We start from the raw sequence: 17672 nt of genomic DNA on the forward strand, positions 1-17672 counted from the left end.
CGCCCGGCTTACATCGTGCGGCGGTCGAGCATCGCGCGGGCAATGGTGCCCGCGTCGACGTACTCGAGCTCGCCGCCCACCGGCACGCCGCGCGCAAGGCGCGTGACGGCCAGCCCGCGCGCCTTGAGCGTCTGGCCGAGGTAGTGGGCGGTGGCTTCGCCTTCGTTCGTGAAGTTGGTCGCGAGCACGACTTCCTTGACGACGCCGTCGGATGCGCGCCGCACGAGGCGGTCGAAATGGATTTCCTTCGGGCCGATTCCGTCGAGCGGGCTCAGTCGCCCCATCAGCACGAAATACAGCCCGCGGTAGGTCATCGTCTGCTCGAGCATGATCTGGTCGGCAGGCGTCTCGACGACGCACAGCAGCGTCGGATCACGCTCCTCGTCGCTGCAGACCTCGCAGATCTGCGCTTCGGTGAACGTGTTGCACTTCTCGCAGTGCTGCAGGTGCTCGGTTGCGAACAGCAGTGACCGGCCGAGCCGCTCCGCGCCCTCGCGGTCGTGCTGCATCAGGTGAACCGCCATGCGCTGCGCGGATTTCGGCCCGACGCCGGGCAGCACGCGCAACGCTTCGACGAGAGCGGACAAGGCGGACGGCTGTTTCATACGGCGGCAAACGGTGGCAAGGACGCGGCGCTCAGAACGGCAGCTTGAAGCCCGGGGGCAGCGGCAGGCCCGACGTCATGCCGCTCATCTTTTCCTGCGACGTGGCTTCGGCCTTGCGCACCGCGTCGTTGAACGCAGCGGCGACGAGATCCTCGAGCATGTCCTTGTCGTCCGCGAGCAGGCTCGGGTCGATCGACACGCGGCGCACTTCGTTGCGGCACGTCATCGTCACCTTGACGAGGCCGGCGCCCGACTGCCCTTCGACCTCGATCAGCGCAAGCTGCTCCTGCATCTTCTTCATGTTTTCCTGCATTTGCTGCGCTTGCTTCATCAGTCCGGCGAGGTTGCCTTTCAACATGGGAATACTCCTTCTTGATCGTGTGAAAACCGGCACGCGGCGCGTGCCGGCCAATGTGTGCGGGGCGTGATTGTGCCTGTCGCGGGGCGGTCAGTTCAATGCAGCGTGGGCGGCGCGCCGTCCGGCGCCGAATCGGCGAGCGGGCGCACCGAGCCCTCGACGATGCGCGCACCGAAGTCGCGCACGAGCTGCTGGACGAACGGATCGCCGTGAATCTCCTGCTCGGCTTCGCGCTGGCGTGCCGCGCGCGCGGCCGCATCGAGCGCCGCCGCGGTGCGCCGGGCGGGCCCGACCTCGACGCTCACCTCGACCGGCTTGCCGAGCGCATCGGCCAGTGCGGCCTTCAGCTTCGCCACCTGCGCGGCGTCCGCATACTGCGGCACCGGCACCGACAATTTCAATGCGCTCGCATCGACGGCCGTCAGTTCGCTGTTGAACGCAAGCTGGTACGCGACGCCCTTCAGCGGCAGCCGCGCGGCGAGCGCCGGCCATTCGCCGTCGAAGCCGATCGCATCGAGCGCGATCGCCGGCGGCAACGGGCGCGTGTCGATCGGCGCGGCCGGACGGGCTTCCGCCTGCTTCGGCGTCACGCGCACATCGTCGGGACCGCTGTCGAACACCGGCACGAAGCCGTCGTCGGAACCGCCGAACATCTCGTCGGCGCTGAGCGGTACGTAGTCGTCCGGCGGGATGTCTTCCCACGGCGGCGACGGCTGGCGCGAATCGGCTGCTTGCGGCGCACGCGCAGCGGCACGCGGCGTCGGCACCTGAACGGCGGGACGCGGCGCGGCCGGTTTTTCGGCGGCCGGCTGGGCCGCCGCCGGCTTCGCTGCCGCGCCTGCGCGCCCGCGGTCCGACGACACGCGCATCCCTGCATTGCGCAGCACGTCGAGCGCGGCGGCGGCACCGCCCGCGCGCGCCGCCGGACGGGCGGCGGCCGGCTCGGGCGACGCGGCGCGCGGCGCCGGTGCGGGCTGCGGCACCGGTTCGTCGTTTCGCTGCGCGGCGGCAACGGCAGGCGGCTCGGGTTCCTTGCGGGCGGGAGGCGGCGCGTCGCCGGCGGGCGCAGCCTTCTCCTCCGGCTGCGGCGGCTCGATCGCTTGAACGTCGGCCGCGACCGGTGCCGGAGCTGCCTTTTCGGGCGCCGAAAGGGGTGCTTCCGCCGGTGCCGAAACGACCGCCGGCTTGGTGACCGGCCGGGCGGCTTCGTCACTGGACTGCGCCGGCCCCGAACGCGCGACCGGCGCAACAGGCGCAACAGGCGCAGCCGGCGCCGCGGCTTGCGGCCGTGCTGCGGCAGCTACCGGCTTCGCCGCAGCAGCGCGCGGAGCCGGCACCGCACGCGGCGGCACGGACGGCTGACCGGCCGACGCACTGCCGGCGCCAGCGGCCGGCTCGAACGCGAGCATCCGCAGCAGCGTCATCGTGAAGCCGGCGTATTCGTCCGGCGCCAGGCCGAGCTCGGCGCGCCCAACCGTCGCGATCTGATAGAACAATTGCACCTGCTCGGGGCTCAGCGTCTCCGCGAAACGGCGCAGGTCGGCCGCTTCCGGCCATTCGTCGAGCACCGAGCCCGGCGCGAACTGCGCCCACGCGATCCGGTGCAGCAGGCTCGCGAGATCCTGCAGCGCGGTCGAGAACGACAGGCTGCGCAGCGACATCTCGTCGGCAATCGCGAGGATTTCCGGGCCGTTGCCGGCCGCGAGCGCGTCGAGCAGGCGCACCATGTAAGTCTGGTCGAGCGCGCCAAGCATGCCCGACACCGCCGACTCGGTCACCTCGTTCGCCGAATAGGCGATCGCCTGGTCGGTCAGCGACAGCGCGTCGCGCATGCTGCCCTGCGCGGCGCGCGCGAGCAGGCGCAGCGCCTGCAGCTCGAACGTGATCTGCTCTTCGCCGAGGATCCGCTCGAGATGCGACACGATGTGCCCGGCCGGCATCTGCTTCAGGTTGAACTGCAGGCAGCGCGACAGCACGGTGACGGGGATTTTCTGCGGATCGGTCGTCGCGAGGATGAACTTGACGTGCGGCGGCGGCTCTTCGAGCGTCTTCAGCATCGCGTTGAACGCGTGGTTCGTCAGCATGTGCACTTCGTCGATCATGTAGACCTTGAAGCGCGCATCGACGGGCGCGTACACCGCGCGCTCGAGCAGCGCGGCCATCTCGTCGACGCCGCGGTTGCTCGCCGCGTCCATCTCGACGTAATCGACGAAACGGCCCTCGTCGATCTCGCGACAGGCGCGACACACGCCGCACGGCTGCGACGTGACGCCGGTTTCACAGTTGAGCGCCTTCGCGAAGATCCGCGACAGCGTCGTCTTGCCGACACCGCGGGTTCCGGTAAACAGATAGGCGTGATGGAGACGCCCGCCGTCGAGCGCGTGCGTAAGCGCCCTGACGACGTGCTCCTGGCCGACGAGCGAAGCGAAATCCTTCGGACGCCACTTGCGTGCGAGAACTTGATAGGTCATCGGGAAATTGTATCAGTAACGCTGCGTCGCGCCGACACGCGAAACGGTGCGGAACACGGGCAAGGCGCAGGTCGAACGGAGTGTGATGCAGAAATAAAAAACGCCCTGCGAACGGGGCGAGAAGGAAGGTGACGAGCCCAACCCTCGGCACTGGCGGAAAACGATTGTGGCTGCTTCGTTCCCGACCTGACCAGGTTCACCGCCCCACCATGCGAGGAGGCCCGTCACGGCATATTCTATCACCGCTTCCGGACGAATGCGACCGTTTGTTCGCATCAATGCGAATCTCGCCGGGCAAACCGGCGCGCCGTCCATTCGGACACGCCGCATGCGGCCCGCCCCTTGTAATTGGCGGACCGGCCTCCACCTGCATGGCACAACGGTCGAACGTCGCGTCGTACCCCTACTCGCGTAGCGGCTACTATCGCCGCCCGCAGCAGATAGCAATTTAGGCTAATATGACGCCCGAACGACCCGCGAGCCGCGGATGCAGCGCTTACGCCCCTCCTTTCCGGAAAGGCGGAGTGACCTGCCGCAGCGGCCGGCAGCCTACGGCGGCCGGTACGCCGCAACGCGCAAGCAGGCAGTCCCCGAACCGTAAGAGGTATTGACCCAATGAGCGAACAGATCAAACACATCAGCGACGCATCGTTCGAACAGGACGTCGTCAAGTCCGACAAGCCCGTGCTCGTCGATTTCTGGGCCGAATGGTGCGGCCCGTGCAAGATGATCGCCCCGATCCTCGACGAAGTCGCGAAGGACTACGGCGACAAGCTGCAGATCGCGAAGATCAACGTCGACGACAACCAGGCCACGCCCGCGAAATTCGGCGTGCGCGGCATCCCGACGCTGATCCTGTTCAAGAACGGCGCGGCCGCCGCACAGAAGGTCGGCGCGCTGTCGAAGTCGCAGCTCACCGCGTTCCTGGACAGCCACCTGTAATACCGGCAGTTCCGCGGACGTGTTGTCAGTCGGCAACACGTCCGTTGTCAAGCCGCCGATCGCTCGCTCAAGCGCGAATCGGGCTATGCTAGAATTAAAAAACGTCGACAAGACGCATTTAAGTCTCTGAGCGCTTCCGCTCGCCCTCCTCCCTTATTTTCTTTCGTCGCATCTCCTCCCTGGCGGGTTCTCCGTATGCATTTATCCGAGCTCAAGTCTCTGCACGTCTCCGAACTGATCGAAATGGCCAATGGCCTGGAGATCGAAAACGCGAACCGCCTGCGCAAGCAGGAGCTGATGTTCGCCATTCTCAAAAAGCGCGCCAAGACGGGAGAGACGATCTTCGGCGACGGTACGCTCGAAGTGCTGCCGGACGGCTTCGGCTTCCTGCGCTCGCCGGAAATGTCGTACCTCGCGAGCACCGACGACATCTATATCAGCCCGTCGCAGATCCGCCGCTTCAACCTGCACACCGGCGACACCATCGAAGGTGAAGTCCGCACGCCGAAGGACGGCGAGCGCTACTTCGCGCTGGTGAAGGTCGACAAAGTCAACGGGCAGCCGCCCGAGGCCTCGAAACACAAGATCATGTTCGAGAACCTCACGCCGCTGCACCCGAACAAGCCGCTCTCGCTCGAACGCGAAATGCGCGGCGAGGAAAACGTCACGGGCCGCATCATCGACATGATCGCGCCGATCGGCAAGGGCCAGCGCGGCCTGCTCGTCGCGTCGCCGAAGTCGGGCAAGACCGTGATGCTCCAGCACATCGCGCACGCGATCAAGCAGAACCACCCGGACGTGATCCTGTTCGTGCTGCTGATCGACGAGCGTCCGGAAGAAGTGACCGAAATGCAGCGCTCGGTCGCCGGCGAAGTGATCGCGTCGACGTTCGACGAACCGGCCACGCGCCACGTCCAGGTCGCCGAAATGGTGATCGAGAAGGCGAAGCGCCTCGTCGAAATGAAGCACGACGTCGTGATTCTGCTCGACTCGATCACGCGTCTCGCGCGTGCGTACAACACCGTGATCCCGGCGTCGGGCAAGGTGCTGACGGGCGGTGTCGACGCGAACGCGCTGCAGCGTCCGAAGCGCTTCTTCGGCGCGGCGCGCAACATCGAGGAAGGCGGCTCGCTGACGATCATCGGCACCGCGCTGATCGAAACCGGCAGCCGCATGGACGACGTGATCTACGAAGAGTTCAAGGGCACCGGCAACATGGAAGTGCACCTCGAACGCCGTCTCGCGGAAAAGCGCGTGTACCCGTCGATCAACCTGAACAAATCGGGCACGCGTCGCGAGGAAATGCTGATCAAGCCCGAGATCCTTCAGAAGATCTGGGTGCTGCGCAAGTTCATCCACGACATGGACGAAGTCGAGGCGATGGAATTCCTGCTCGACAAGATCCGCCAGACGAAGAGCAATTCCGAGTTCTTCGACCTGATGCGCCGCGGCGGCTGATCGCCGTCCCGCTCCGCAACACGGCCGCCCGCGCATCCTGCCCAGCGGCCGTTTTTCGATCCCAACCTGAACGTGAACGTACAGGTTGATCTATAATCGCGTCATTGTCCCGCCGAATTCCCCACCTCCGATGCCGAACGACGCCGCCACCCCGCTATTGACCGTCGGCGACGCCGCGTCGCGGCTCGGCGTGACGCCACGCACGCTCAAATACTACGAAGAGCGCGGGCTCGTCACGCCATCGCGCAGCGAAGGCCGCTACCGCCTCTACGACGAAGCCGACCTCGAGCGCTTCGCGCGAATCCTGCGGCTGCGCGCGCTCGGCTTCTCGCTGCACGGCATCACCGAAATGCTCAAGCGCCCGCTGGAAGAAACCGGCGACGGCCGGCGCCGCAATTCGGATGCGTCGCTGCGCGACATCCGCGCCGGCCTCGCCGAGCAGATCGACACGCTCGACCGGCGGATCGCGGCCGTCCAGCGCGAGCTGAAGGAAGCCGTTTCGCTGCGCAAGGAACTGCAGCACGATATCGACTACGTCGAGCGGCGCCTCGCCGGCGAGAACGCCGATGCGCTGATCGCGCAGCGGCGGGCCGAGGCCGGCACGCGGCGCGCACGCAAGGATCGCGAATGAACACGGTGCCGGGCCGGCCGCTGTGGAGCCGCGCGAACCTGCGCGCGGACCTGTTTCCATGGGCGCTCGCGCTCGTCACCGGCATCGACTACTTCGACAACGCCGTCTTCTCGTTCTTCGCGAGCTACATCGCGGGCGGCATCAACGCGTCGCCCGACGAACTCGTGTGGTCGTCGAGCGCCTACGCGGTCACGGCCGTGCTCGGCATCCTGCAGCAGCAATGGTGGGTCGACCGGCTCGGCCATCGCCGCTACGTCGCGGGCTGCATGCTGATGTTCTCGTTCGGCGCGATCGCGGCGGCACTGGCCGACACGTCGCTGGCGCTGGCGTTCGCGCGCGGCTTCCAGGGCTATTTCATCGGCCCGATGATGGGCGCGTGCCGGATCCTGATCCAGATCAGCTTCAAGCCGCAGGCACGGCCGCCCGCGACGCGCGCGTTCCTGGTCATGATCCTGCTCGGCAGCGCGCTCGCGCCGATCGTCGGCGGGCTGCTGGTCGCGCATTCGACGTGGCGCGCACTGTTCGCGTGCACGGCGCCGGCCGGCATCGCGTTCGCGATCCTCGCGTTGCTCACGCTGCCCGATTCGGGCCGCACGCCGGACGACGAACGCGGCTCCGGCCATTTCTGGCCGTACGTCGTGTTCGCACTCGCGCAAGGCGCGCTGCAGATCGTGCTGCAGCAGGTGCATTACCAGCTCTACAGCGGCTCGCCGATGCTGATCGTGCTGACGATCGCGGGGCTCGGCGCGCTCGCATGGTTCGCGTATCACCAATGGCATCATCCGACGCCGCTCGTGCGGCTGCATGCGTTTCGCGAGCGGACGTTCCAGGTCGGGCTGCTGCTCTACATGTTCTATTACTACGAGACGACGGGCTTCAGCTACCTGACGGCGCGGTTGCTCGAGGGCGGCCTCGGCTATCCGGTCGAGAATGCCGGGCGCCTGGTCGGCACGACGTCGCTGCTTTCGGCCACCGCGCTGTTCGCCTACCTGCGCTACGCGAAATTCGTCACGCACAAGAAGTGGTTCGTCGTACCGGGGTTCGCGATCGCCGTCACGGCCGCGCTATCGATGACGCGGATGACGCCGCAGGTCGGCGAAGCGGCGCTGGTCGTCCCGCTGCTGCTGCGCGGATTGTTGCTGCTGTTCATCGTGCTGCCGGTCGCGAACCTCACGTTCCGGATCTTCGCGATCGACGAATACTCGCATGGCTATCGGGTGAAGAACATCGTGCGGCAACTGACGATCTCGTTCGCGACGTCCTCGGTGATCATCGTCGAGCAGCACCGGCTGGCCATGCATCAGACGCGGCTCGTCGAGCGCGCGAACGTGTTCGATCCGCTGTTCCAGCAGACCGCCGACGCACTGACGCGCGGCTATGCGGCTGCGGGCCACGCGCTGAACGACGCGCATGGCCTCGCGATCGCGTCGATCGCGCGGATGGTCGCGCAACAGGCGTCGTTCCTCGCATCGCTCGACGGTTTTTACTTCCTCGCGGGCGTCGCGCTCGTCGGCGGCCTCTTCGCGGCATGGCAAAAACAGATCGATTGAGTTAAAAGACAGGCTTTGGATTTTCGTCCGAAGCCTCCATGCTCTCGAAACTGACCCGCTGGTTCGACGACCGCCGCCGCGACCGCGCGCTGCGCAGCCATCCGATTCCGGACGCGCTGTGGCAAGAAACCGTCGAGCGCCTGCCGTTCCTCGCCGCCCTGCCGCCCGACGCGCTCGGCCGGCTGCGCGAACTGACGAGCCTGTTCGTCGCGAAAAAATCGTTTTCGACCGCGCACGGGCTCGAGCTGACCGACGCGATGATCGTCGCGATCGCCGCGCAGGCCTGCCTGCCCGTGCTGAATCTCGACCTGTCGCTGTACGACGGCTGGGTCGGCGTCGTCGTGTATCCGGGCGAATTCTTGATCCGCAAGACCGTGCAGGACGAGGACGGCGTCGTCCACGAAGTCGAGCAGGACGCGAGCGGCGAGGCATGGGAAGGCGGCCCGGTGATCCTGTCGTGGGAAGACGCGCAGATGACGGACGGCCGCGACGCGTACAACGTCGTGATCCACGAGTTCGCGCACAAGATCGACATGGTCAACGGCGCGGCCGACGGCTATCCCCCCCTTTTTCGCCGCTGGCATGCGCCGCACCTGGACGCACAGGCGTGGGCCGACGTGTTCGAACCCGCCTACGACCAGTTCTGCGCGCGCGTCGACGCGGTGCCGGACCGCGCGTGGGCGCGCTTCGAGCGGGATTCGCTGATCGATCCCTATGCGGCCGACCACCCGTCGGAATTCTTCGCGGTGTGCAGCGAGGCGCTGTTCGTCCGGCCGAAGCCGTTCGAGTCCGAATTTCCGGAGCTGTACCGGCTGCTCGCGCGCTACTATCGGCAGGATCCGGCCGGCACCGGCGCGCTCGACGCACCGTGAAAATTATTCGTCAACCGTCTGATTTTCTGGCATAATCGCCGTTTTTCGACCTTAGGCAAGTGGCTCGCGCCGGGCTTGGCGTCGTCTGGTGATACGCAAATGGGCGTACCCGGCACGGCAAGCGGCGGGTTGGCTACCGCTCTCACCAAGGAAAGACCATGAAAGAAGGCATCCACCCGAATTACCGCGAAGTCGTCTTCCAAGACATGTCGAACGGCTTCAAGTTCATCACGCGCTCGACGATCCAGACGCGCGAAAACATCGAACTCGACGGCAAGACCTACCCGCTCGCCAAGATCGAAGTGTCGTCGGAATCGCACTCGTTCTACACGGGTCAGCAAAAGATCATGGACACGGCAGGCCGTGTCGAGAAGTTCAAGAACAAGTTCGGCGCACGCGCCAACGGCAAGGCTGCAGCAAAGTAAGCCTTGCACCGATCCGGCGGCGGCAACGCACCGGTACCGCACGAAAGGGCAGCCCAGGCTGCCCTTTTTTGTCTCTGCTCGCCCGGAAGACACCGGCCGGCGCCCGGGAAACGACCTGACGCACAACAGCGGGCGCGACTACAATGCCGGATGCTCGAAACCGGCTCGGCCGCGCGCGATCGCGCCGGCTGCCCGCCCATAACAAATCGCTCATCTGCATGAAGCCTGTCGTCCGTCTCACCGCCTCCGCCACGCGTGCGCTGCCGCGCTGGCTGCTGCTCACGCTCTGCTTCGTCTACGCGGCGTTCGGCCTGTTCGGCCGCGACCCGTGGAAAAACGAGGACGCGGCGGGCTTCGGCGTGATGTGGACGATGGCCAAGGGCGGCTGGCACGACTGGCTGCTGCCGAACCTGGTCGGCAAGTTCATCACGACCGACGGGCCGCTCGGCTACTGGCTCGGCGCGCTGTCGATCCGCGGCCTCGGCCCGTGGGTCGACGCGAGCAACGCGTCGCGCGTCGATACCGGCGTGCTGTTCTGCGTCGCGTGCGCGTTCGTCTGGTACGCGGCCTACCTGCTCGGCCGGCGCGCCGAGGTTCAACCGTTCAAATACGCATTCGGCGGCGAACCCGAGCCGCGCGACTACGGCCGCACGCTCGCGGACGGCGCGCTGCTGGTGCTCGTCGCCTGCTTCGGTCTCGCGGAACGCGGGCACGAAACGACGCCGCAGCTCGCGCAGTTCGCGTGGATCGCGATGCTCGTGTACGGGATCGTGCGCGGCATCGACAAGCCGCTGCAGGGCGCACTGTGGTGGGGCCTCGCGATGGGCCTCGTCGCGCTGTCCGGCAATCCGGTGCTGGTCGTCGCGCTGCTCGCCGGCACGGCCGCGCTGTGGCTCGTCACGCCCGAGATGCGCAACCTGCGCCTGCCGCTGGTCGGCCTGCCGCTCGCGGCCGCGATCTCCGCGCTGTGGCCGCTCGCCGCGTACGTCGCGGCGCCCGACGACGCCGCGTGGTTCTTCAACCAGTGGATCCACGGCAGCCTGATGCGCTTTTCGGGCCCGCCGACGGCCGTGCTCGGCTATGCGGCGAAGAACCTGCCGCTGTTTACGTGGCCCGCGTGGCCGCTCGCGATCTGGGCGTGGTGGAGCTGGGCCGGCATGCGCCGCCGTGCGCACATCGCGATTCCGCTGTCGGTCGCCGTGCCGCTCGTCGCGCTCGTGATCCTGCAAAGCCAGCAGTCGAACCGTATGTACATGCTGCTGCTGCCGCCGCTCGCGGTGCTCGCGACGTTCGCGCTGCCGACCCTCAAGCGCGGCGCGATCAACGCGATCGACTGGTTCGCGGTGCTGAGCTTCACGATCCTCGGCACCTTCGTGTGGCTGGTGTGGCTCGCGTCGCTCACCGGCTTCCCGCATCCGCTCGCGCGCAACCTCGCGCGCCTCGTGCCCGGCTACGAGCCGCATTTCAAGATTCTGTCGTTCATCTGCGCGGTGATCGTCACCGTGTGCTGGTGCTTCATCGTGCGCTGGCGCGTGTCGCGACAGCCGAAGGTGCTGTGGCGCAGCGTCGTGCTGTCGGGCGCGGGCACCACGCTGATGTGGGTGCTGCTGATGACGCTGTGGCTGCCGATCGTCAACTACGGCCGGACCTATCGCGACGTCGCGCAACAGATCGCCGTGCACCTGCCGTCCGACTACGAGTGCATCTCGCCGGTGCGGCTCGGCGACGCGCAGATCGCGACCTTCGCATACTTCGGCAACATGCACTTCGATTTCTCCGGCGACTGCGACGTGATCCTGCGTCAGGACCGCGCGGACTTCGGCGAGCCGAGTTCGATGTCGCAATACGTGTGGCGTCTCGTCTGGGAAGGCCGCCGCGTCGCCGACCGCGACGAGCGCTTCCGCCTGTACGAGCGCATCGAACGGCCGAAGACGCCCGTCAAGCGACGTCCGCCGCGCCGCCAGCCGGCCGATTGACGATGTTCGGCGACATCCGCCGGATCGTCGGTCTCGCGTGGCCGGTGCTGGTCGGCCAGCTCGCGATCATCGCGTTCGGCGTGATCGACACCGCGATGGTCGGCCGCTACTCGGCCGTCGATCTCGCCGCGCTCGGGCTCGGCTCGTCGATCTACGTATCGATCTATATCGGCCTGACCGGCATCCTGTCCGCGCTGCAGCCGATCACCGGGCAACTGTACGGCGCGCGGCGCCATGCGGAGATCGGCGAGGAAGTGCGCCAGGCGCTGTGGCTTGCGCTGCTGCTCTCGATTCCGGGCTTCCTGCTGCTGCATTTTCCGGAACCGCTGCTGCGCGTCGCGCACGCACCCGCCGCGCTGCACGAGCGCACCGTCGACTACCTGCGCATCCTGTCGTACGGGCTGCCCGCCAGCCTCGTATTCCGGATCTACAACGCGCTGACCAACGCGGCCGGCAAGCCGCGGCTCGCGATGATCCTCCAGATCGGCGCGCTGCTGCTCAAGTTTCCGCTGAACGTGTGGTTCATCTTCGGCGGCTTCGGCGTACCGGCGCTCGGCGGCCCCGGCTGCGGGCTGGCCAGCACGCTGATCAACTGGGCGCTCGCGTTGATCGGCTACACGCTGCTCGCGAAGCTCGACGTGTTCGCGCCGCTCGCGATCTTCTCGCGCTTCTGCTGGCCCGTGTGGGAACGGCAGAAGGCCATCCTGAAGCTCGGCGTGCCGATGGGCCTGTCGTATCTGATCGAGGTGACGTCGTACACGTGCATGGCGCTGTTCATCGCGCAGTTCGGCACGACGACGCTCGCCGGCCACCAGATCGCCGGCAACATCGGCGCGGTGCTGTACATGACGCCGCTGTCGATCGGCGTAGCGGCGTCGACGCTGGTCGCACGCGCGCTCGGCGCCGGACGCGCGGACGAAGCCCGGCTGCTCGGCCGGCACAGCGTGATGTTCGCGTGCGGGGTTGCCGCCGCGTACGGCGTGCTCGTGTTCGCGCTGCGCCCGCTGATCATCGGCGGCTATACGCCGAACCCGGCCGTCGCCGCGGCCGCGATGCCGCTCGTCGCGATCGTCGCGTGCTACCACGTGTTCGATGCGCTGCAGGTCACGTCGGCGTTCGTGCTGCGCGCGTACAAGGTGGCGGTCGTGCCGACCGTGATCTACGCGGTCGCGCTGTGGGGCGTCGGCCTCAGCGGCGGCTACGTGCTCGGCTTCGACGTCGGCGGCATCGCGCCCGCGTGGCTGACGGGCGCGCGCGGCTTCTGGTTCGCGAACACGGTCAGCCTGATGCTGGCGGGCGCGGGGCTCGTGCTGTACCTGCGCCGCATCAGTCGCGCGCACGCCGCCGTGGCCGCCGCCTGACGCGCGGGTGCGCTACGCGTCCTCCAGCACGTCGGCTGCGTGATATGACGACCGCACGAGCGGGCCGGCGACGACTTCCCTGAAACCGAGCGCGAGCGCCTCGTCGCGCCACGCGGCGAACGCGTCCGGGCTCACGTAGCGCCGCACCGGCAAATGGTGCGCCGACGGCGCGAGATACTGGCCGAGCGTCAGCACGTCGACCTCGTGCGCGCGCAGGTCGCGCAACGTGTCGCGCACCTCGTCGTCGCGTTCGCCGAGCCCGAGCATCAATCCCGATTTCGTCACGAGCGTCGGCCGCGCGGCCTTCGCCTGCGCGAGCAGTTCGAGCGAGCCGCGATAGTCGGCGCCCGGCCGCGCCGCCCGGTACAGCGACGGCACCGTCTCGATGTTGTGGTTGAACACGTCGGGCCACGCCGACGACAGCGCGTCGAGCGCACGCGCCGCGCGGCCGCGGAAGTCCGGCGTCAGCACCTCGACGCCGATGCCCGGCACGCTCGCGCGCACCGCCGCGATGCAAGCGGCGAAATGCGCAGCGCCGCCGTCGCGCAGATCGTCGCGGTCGACCGACGTGATCACGACGTAGCGCAATCCGAGCGCCGCCGCCGCGTCGGCCAGCCGCGCGGGCTCGGCGGGATCGAGCGGCTCGGGACGGCCGTGCGCGACGTCGCAGAACGGACAGCGCCGCGTACACAGCCCGCCCATGATCATGAAGGTCGCGGTGCGCTGCGCGAAGCATTCGCCGATGTTCGGACACATCGCCTCCTCGCAGACGGAATGCAGCCGATGCTCGCGCAGCACGGCGGCCATGTCGGCCACCGCCGCGCTCATCATCGGCCGCGCGCGCAGCCACGGCGGCTTCGGCAACGCCGCGGCGGCCGCGGGCTCGATGCGCACCGGAATGCGCGCAAGCTTGTCGCGACTTCTCGCGCCGGGCTGGCCGAGCGCCGTGAGGCTGGGTCGTTCGAGCGCGGCGGCCATCGTCAGTCTCCGAGGAATGCGACGATCAGGCGGTTCACGTCGGCGGCCGACTCCATCTGCACCATGTGCCCGCTGCCGGCGATCACCTCGGCGCGCACGCCGCCCGGCAAGTCCTGCGCATGCTGCGCCGGAATCACCTGGTCGCGCTCGCCCCAGATCACGAGCGTGCGCGGCGCCAGCGACGCGAGCCGGTCGCGGAACACGCGCCGCTGCGCGGCGCCGTCGAACGCGGCATGCGCGATCTTCTCCAGCGCGGCCTGCACGCCTTCGAGCCGCTTGTACTTGACGAGATCGTCGACCAGTTGCCGCGTGACCAGCGCGTCGTCCGCGAACAGCGCGCCGAGGTGCGGCTTCAGCGTGTTGCGGCTGTTGCCGGCGACGAAGCCGTCGATGTACGCTCGGTTGATGTCGGGGCCGAGCCCGGCGCTCGCGATCAGCGTGAGCGACGCCACGCGCGCCGGCGCGCTGTCGGCCAACGTCATCGCCACTGCGCCGCCCATCGAATGGCCGATCAGGTGCGCGCGCTCGATGTGCTGCGCATCGAGCAGCGCGAGCACCGCGTCGGCCAGTTCGTCGAGGGTGCCGCTCTCGACCGCCTTGCCCGATTCGCCGTGGCCGGGCAGATCGAGCGCCCACACCGGCCGGTGCGCGGCGAGCTCCGCGTGATTGAACAGCCAGTTGTTCAGGTCGCCGCCGAAGCCGTGGATCAGCACGGCCGGCGTGCCCGACCCGTCGCCCAGCTTCAGGAAGCGGATCATACGGCCGCCGATCTGCGCCTTCTCCGGCTGCGGGCCGGCCGCCTCGTCGGACGCCGCGCTCGGCACGAAATCGCGCTGGAACTCGGCGATCGCCGCATCGATGTCGGCGTCGCTCGCATCGGCGGCCGCGACGACGCCGAGCAGCGCGCCGACCGGCAGCGTCTCGCCCTCCTGCGCGACCTGCCGGCGCAGCGTGCCGTCGAACGCGCATTCGACGCCCGACGAGATCTTGTCGGTCTCGACGTCGAGCACCTCGTCGCCCTTCGCCACGCGTTCGCCGATCGCCTTCAGCCAGCCGTTGACCTGCCCCTGCTCCATCGACAGCCCCCACTTGGGCATCGTGATCATGTGAATCGACATCGTGTCAGCTCCTCGTCTTGAGTACCGCCCGCGCGATCGCATCGGCGGACGGGATATACAGGTCTTCCAATACGCCGGCGAACGGCGCGGGCGTATGCGGCGCGGTCACGAGCTCGATCGGCGCCTTCAGCGAATGGAACGCACGCTGCGCGACGAGCGCGGCGATGTCGGTCGCGATCGAGCAGCGCGGGTTCGCTTCGTCGACGACCACCAGGCGCCCGGTGCGCTCCGCGCTTTCGAGGATCGTTTCCTCGTCGAGCGGCGACGTCGTGCGCAGGTCGATCACGTCGCACTGGATGCCGTCCTTCGCGAGCGTCGCGGCCGCGTCCATCGCGAGATGCACCATCCGGCCGTACGTGACGATCGTCGCGTCGTCGCCGTCGCGCAGCACGCTCGCCTCGCCGAACGGAATCGCATAGGACTCCTCCGGTACGTCGCCCTCGCGCGTATAGAGCAGCTTGTGTTCGAGAAAAATCACAGGATCGTTGTCGCGGATCGCCTGGATCAGGAGCCCCTTCGCGTCGTACGGCGTCGACGGGCACACGACCTTCAGCCCCGGGATGTGCGTGAACAGCGACGTGAGCATCTGCGAGTGCTGCGCAGCCGCGCGCAGGCCCGCGCCGTACATCGCGCGAATCACGACCGGCGTCACGGCCTTGCCGCCGAACATGTAGCGGAATTTCGCGGCTTGGTTGAAGATCTGGTCGAAACACACGCCCATGAAATCGATGAACATCAGTTCCGCGACGGGCCGCATCCCGCACGCGGCCGCGCCGACCGCCGCACCGATGTAGCCGCCCTCCGACAGCGGCGTATCGAGCACGCGGCCCGGAAACTTGTGGAACAGCCCCTTCGTCACGCCGAGCACGCCGCCCCATGCGTCGTCCTCGCCCGGCGCACCCGCGCCGCCCGCGTTGTCCTCGCCCATCACGATCACGCTGTCGTCGCGCGCCATTTCCTGCGCGAGCGCCTCGTTGATCGCCTGCGAATAAGTGATCTTCCTTGCCATGTCTGTCTCCTGGAATATTGGGTTGCCGTGCCGGCTGCCGGGTCAGCCCGCGCTCACGGATACGACACGTAGACGTCGGCCAGCAGGTCGGCGGCATCCGGCAGCGGCGCGGCCTTCGCCTGCGCGACCGCGTCGTCGATCAACGCCTTCACTTGCGCGTCGATCGCGCGCAGGTCGTCGGTCGTCAGCGCCTCGGCGCGCACGACACGCGTTTCGAAATGCTTCAGGCAGTCCTTCTCGTCGCGCAGCTTCTGCACCTCGCCCGGCGCGCGGTAGGTTTGCGCATCGCCCTCGAAGTGGCCGAAATAGCGCGTGAACTTCACCTCGACGAGCGTCGGGCCGCCGCCGTTGCGCGCGCGTTCGACGGCCTCGCCGAGCGCCTCGTGCACCGCGAAGAAGTCGAAGCCGTCGACGATCACGCCCGGCATCCCGAACCCGTTCGCGCGATCGGCGATGTTGTCGGTCGCGACCGACCAGCTCGACGACGTCGCTTCCGCATAGCCGTTGTTTTCGGCGACGAAGATCGCGGGCAGCCGCCACACCGACGCGAGGTTCATCGATTCGAAGATCACGCCCTGGTTCGACGCGCCGTCGCCGAAGAAGCACACGCCGACGCCGCCCGTCTTCTTGTGCTTGGCCGCGAGCGCCGCGCCGCACACGAGCGGGCCGCCCGCGCCGACGATCCCGTTCGCGCCGAGCATCCCCATCGACAGGTCGGCGATGTGCATCGAGCCGCCCTTGCCGCGGCAGACGCCCGTCTTCTTGCCGTAGATCTCGGCCATCATCCCGTGCACGTCGACGCCCTTCGCAATGCAGTGGCCGTGGCCGCGGTGCGTGGTGGCCACGTAGTCGTCGAGGCCGAGGTGCAGGATCGTGCCGACGGCGGACGCCTCCTCGCCCGCGTACAGGTGAACGAAGCCGGGAATCTCGCCGGTCGCGAATTCGACGTGCAGGCGTTCCTCGAATTCGCGGATCGTGCGCATCAGCCGATAGGCGTCCAGCAGCTTGTCCCTGCCGAGCTGTGTCGAAGCGGTCATGTGTGTCTCCTGGTTAGGTCTGACTGCGAATGCCGCCCCGGCCGTGCCGTGGCGGCGGATTGCACGGCCTCGCGGCCGTCAGTGGAACGTGAAGCCGCCGTCGACGTTCACGGCCTGGCCCGTCACGTTGTCCATCGTCGCGAAGAACAGCGCGAGCCGGCCCATGTCTTCCGGCGTCTGCGCGCGGCCCTGCGGAATCAGCGTCAACTGGTGCCGCTGCCACGATTGCTCGACCGATTCGCCGTCGGTCTTCCATTCGTCGGACAGCCGGTCCCACATGTAAGTGCGGACGATGCCGGGACAGATCGCGTTGACGGTTACGCCGTCGCGCGCGAGTTCCTTCGCCAGCGCATTGGTGAAGCCGACGACCGCGAATTTCGATGCGCTGTAATGCGCGAGATTCGGAAAGCCTTCCTTGCCCGCGATCGACGCGACGTTGATGATCCGGCCGCGGCCCTGCGCCTTCAGGTGGGCCAGTGCCGCCCGGCAGCCGAGGAACGTGCCCTTCGCGTTCACGTCCATCACGAAATCCCAGTCGCGCTCGGTCAGTTCGGCGACCGGATGAATGCTGATCACGCCCGCGCAATTCACGAGGATGTCGAGCCGGCCGAGTTCGGCGAGCGCCTGCGCGACCATCGCGTCGACCTGCGCGGCCTGCGTGACGTCGACCTTCGCGATCGCGGCCCGGCGGCCGAGCGCGCGGACCTCGCGCGCGGTGGCGTCGAGCGCGTCGTCGAGCAGGTCGGCCAGCAGGATGTCCGCGCCGGCGCCGGCAAGCGTCAGCGCGATGCCGCGGCCGATGCCGCGCGCGCCGCCCGTGACGATGGCGACCTGTCCTTCGAGAGGGGCTGTCATGCGATGTCTCCTTGATGATCGTTATG

General features: G+C 67.8%; 16 protein-coding genes and 1 other RNA gene. 8 read left to right on the plus strand and 9 right to left on the minus strand.

Annotated elements, in window-relative coordinates; all coding sequences use genetic code 11:
* Positions 1–8: 8 nt before the first annotated feature.
* The 4 genes from recR to ffs form a co-directional block, all read right to left on the minus strand.
* A complete protein-coding gene (recR, locus tag KR541_RS09330; protein ID WP_006478665.1) occupies positions 9–605 on the minus strand; it encodes a recombination mediator RecR in 597 nt (198 codons plus the stop codon).
* Positions 606–636: 31 nt separating this feature from the next.
* Complete coding sequence (locus KR541_RS09335; RefSeq protein WP_006482124.1) at positions 637–963, minus strand: YbaB/EbfC family nucleoid-associated protein; 327 nt, start codon at positions 961–963, stop codon at positions 637–639.
* Between the two features lie 95 nt (positions 964–1058).
* The gene (locus KR541_RS09340; RefSeq protein ID WP_216090236.1) at positions 1059–3434 is read right to left on the minus strand and encodes a DNA polymerase III subunit gamma/tau; all 2376 of its coding nucleotides are present in this window, start codon (positions 3432–3434) and stop codon (positions 1059–1061) included.
* A 127-nt stretch (positions 3435–3561) separates the two neighbouring features.
* An RNA gene (gene ffs, locus KR541_RS09345) (signal recognition particle sRNA small type) lies at positions 3562–3660 on the minus strand.
* A gap of 389 nt (positions 3661–4049) precedes the next feature.
* Here ffs and trxA point away from each other — a divergent pair.
* From trxA to KR541_RS09385, 8 genes are all read left to right on the plus strand, one after another.
* Positions 4050–4376: a thioredoxin TrxA gene (gene trxA / locus KR541_RS09350; RefSeq protein ID WP_006402348.1), complete on the plus strand. Its 327-nt coding sequence runs from the start codon at positions 4050–4052 to the stop codon at positions 4374–4376.
* Between the two features lie 195 nt (positions 4377–4571).
* Entirely contained in the window at positions 4572–5834 is a 1263-nt protein-coding gene (rho, locus tag KR541_RS09355) for a transcription termination factor Rho (RefSeq protein ID WP_006478662.1), read from the plus strand.
* A gap of 130 nt (positions 5835–5964) precedes the next feature.
* Positions 5965–6465: a MerR family transcriptional regulator gene (locus KR541_RS09360; RefSeq protein WP_216089516.1), complete on the plus strand. Its 501-nt coding sequence runs from the start codon at positions 5965–5967 to the stop codon at positions 6463–6465.
* Positions 6462–8015: an MFS transporter gene (locus tag KR541_RS09365; RefSeq protein WP_216089517.1), complete on the plus strand. Its 1554-nt coding sequence runs from the start codon at positions 6462–6464 to the stop codon at positions 8013–8015. The genes KR541_RS09360 and KR541_RS09365 overlap by 4 nt, the downstream gene beginning before the upstream one ends.
* Before the next feature lie 38 nt (positions 8016–8053).
* On the plus strand, positions 8054–8887 hold the full coding sequence (locus KR541_RS09370) for a M90 family metallopeptidase (RefSeq protein WP_089488497.1): 834 nt from the start codon (positions 8054–8056) through the stop codon (positions 8885–8887).
* Positions 8888–9045: 158 nt separating this feature from the next.
* A complete protein-coding gene (locus KR541_RS09375; protein WP_050013208.1) occupies positions 9046–9312 on the plus strand; it encodes a type B 50S ribosomal protein L31 in 267 nt (88 codons plus the stop codon).
* Positions 9313–9455: 143 nt separating this feature from the next.
* On the plus strand, positions 9456–11288 hold the full coding sequence (locus KR541_RS09380; RefSeq protein ID WP_150123310.1) for an ArnT family glycosyltransferase: 1833 nt from the start codon (positions 9456–9458) through the stop codon (positions 11286–11288).
* Positions 11289–11290: 2 nt separating this feature from the next.
* Positions 11291–12649 carry an MATE family efflux transporter gene (locus KR541_RS09385; protein ID WP_050013210.1) on the plus strand — a complete coding sequence of 453 codons (1359 nt, stop codon included), beginning with the start codon at positions 11291–11293 and terminating at the stop codon, positions 12647–12649.
* A gap of 12 nt (positions 12650–12661) precedes the next feature.
* Here KR541_RS09385 and lipA read toward each other — a convergent pair whose 3' ends face one another.
* The 5 genes from lipA to KR541_RS09410 form a co-directional block, all read right to left on the minus strand.
* A complete protein-coding gene (gene lipA / locus KR541_RS09390) occupies positions 12662–13627 on the minus strand; it encodes a lipoyl synthase (protein ID WP_050013211.1) in 966 nt (321 codons plus the stop codon).
* 2 nt (positions 13628–13629) lie between these two features.
* Positions 13630–14745 (minus strand): acetoin dehydrogenase dihydrolipoyllysine-residue acetyltransferase subunit, encoded by a 1116-nt coding sequence (locus KR541_RS09395; protein WP_213345413.1) that lies wholly within the window; start codon positions 14743–14745, stop codon positions 13630–13632.
* Positions 14746–14749: 4 nt separating this feature from the next.
* Entirely contained in the window at positions 14750–15754 is a 1005-nt protein-coding gene (locus KR541_RS09400; RefSeq protein ID WP_216089518.1) for an alpha-ketoacid dehydrogenase subunit beta, read from the minus strand.
* A 53-nt stretch (positions 15755–15807) separates the two neighbouring features.
* Positions 15808–16791 carry a thiamine pyrophosphate-dependent dehydrogenase E1 component subunit alpha gene (locus KR541_RS09405; RefSeq protein WP_050013214.1) on the minus strand — a complete coding sequence of 328 codons (984 nt, stop codon included), beginning with the start codon at positions 16789–16791 and terminating at the stop codon, positions 15808–15810.
* A gap of 78 nt (positions 16792–16869) precedes the next feature.
* Positions 16870–17646 carry an SDR family NAD(P)-dependent oxidoreductase gene (locus KR541_RS09410; RefSeq protein WP_050013215.1) on the minus strand — a complete coding sequence of 259 codons (777 nt, stop codon included), beginning with the start codon at positions 17644–17646 and terminating at the stop codon, positions 16870–16872.
* Between the last annotated feature and the right edge of the window lie 26 nt (positions 17647–17672).

Source organism: Burkholderia sola (genome assembly GCF_905400185.1).
GTDB classification, from domain to species: Bacteria; Pseudomonadota; Gammaproteobacteria; order Burkholderiales; family Burkholderiaceae; genus Burkholderia; species Burkholderia sola.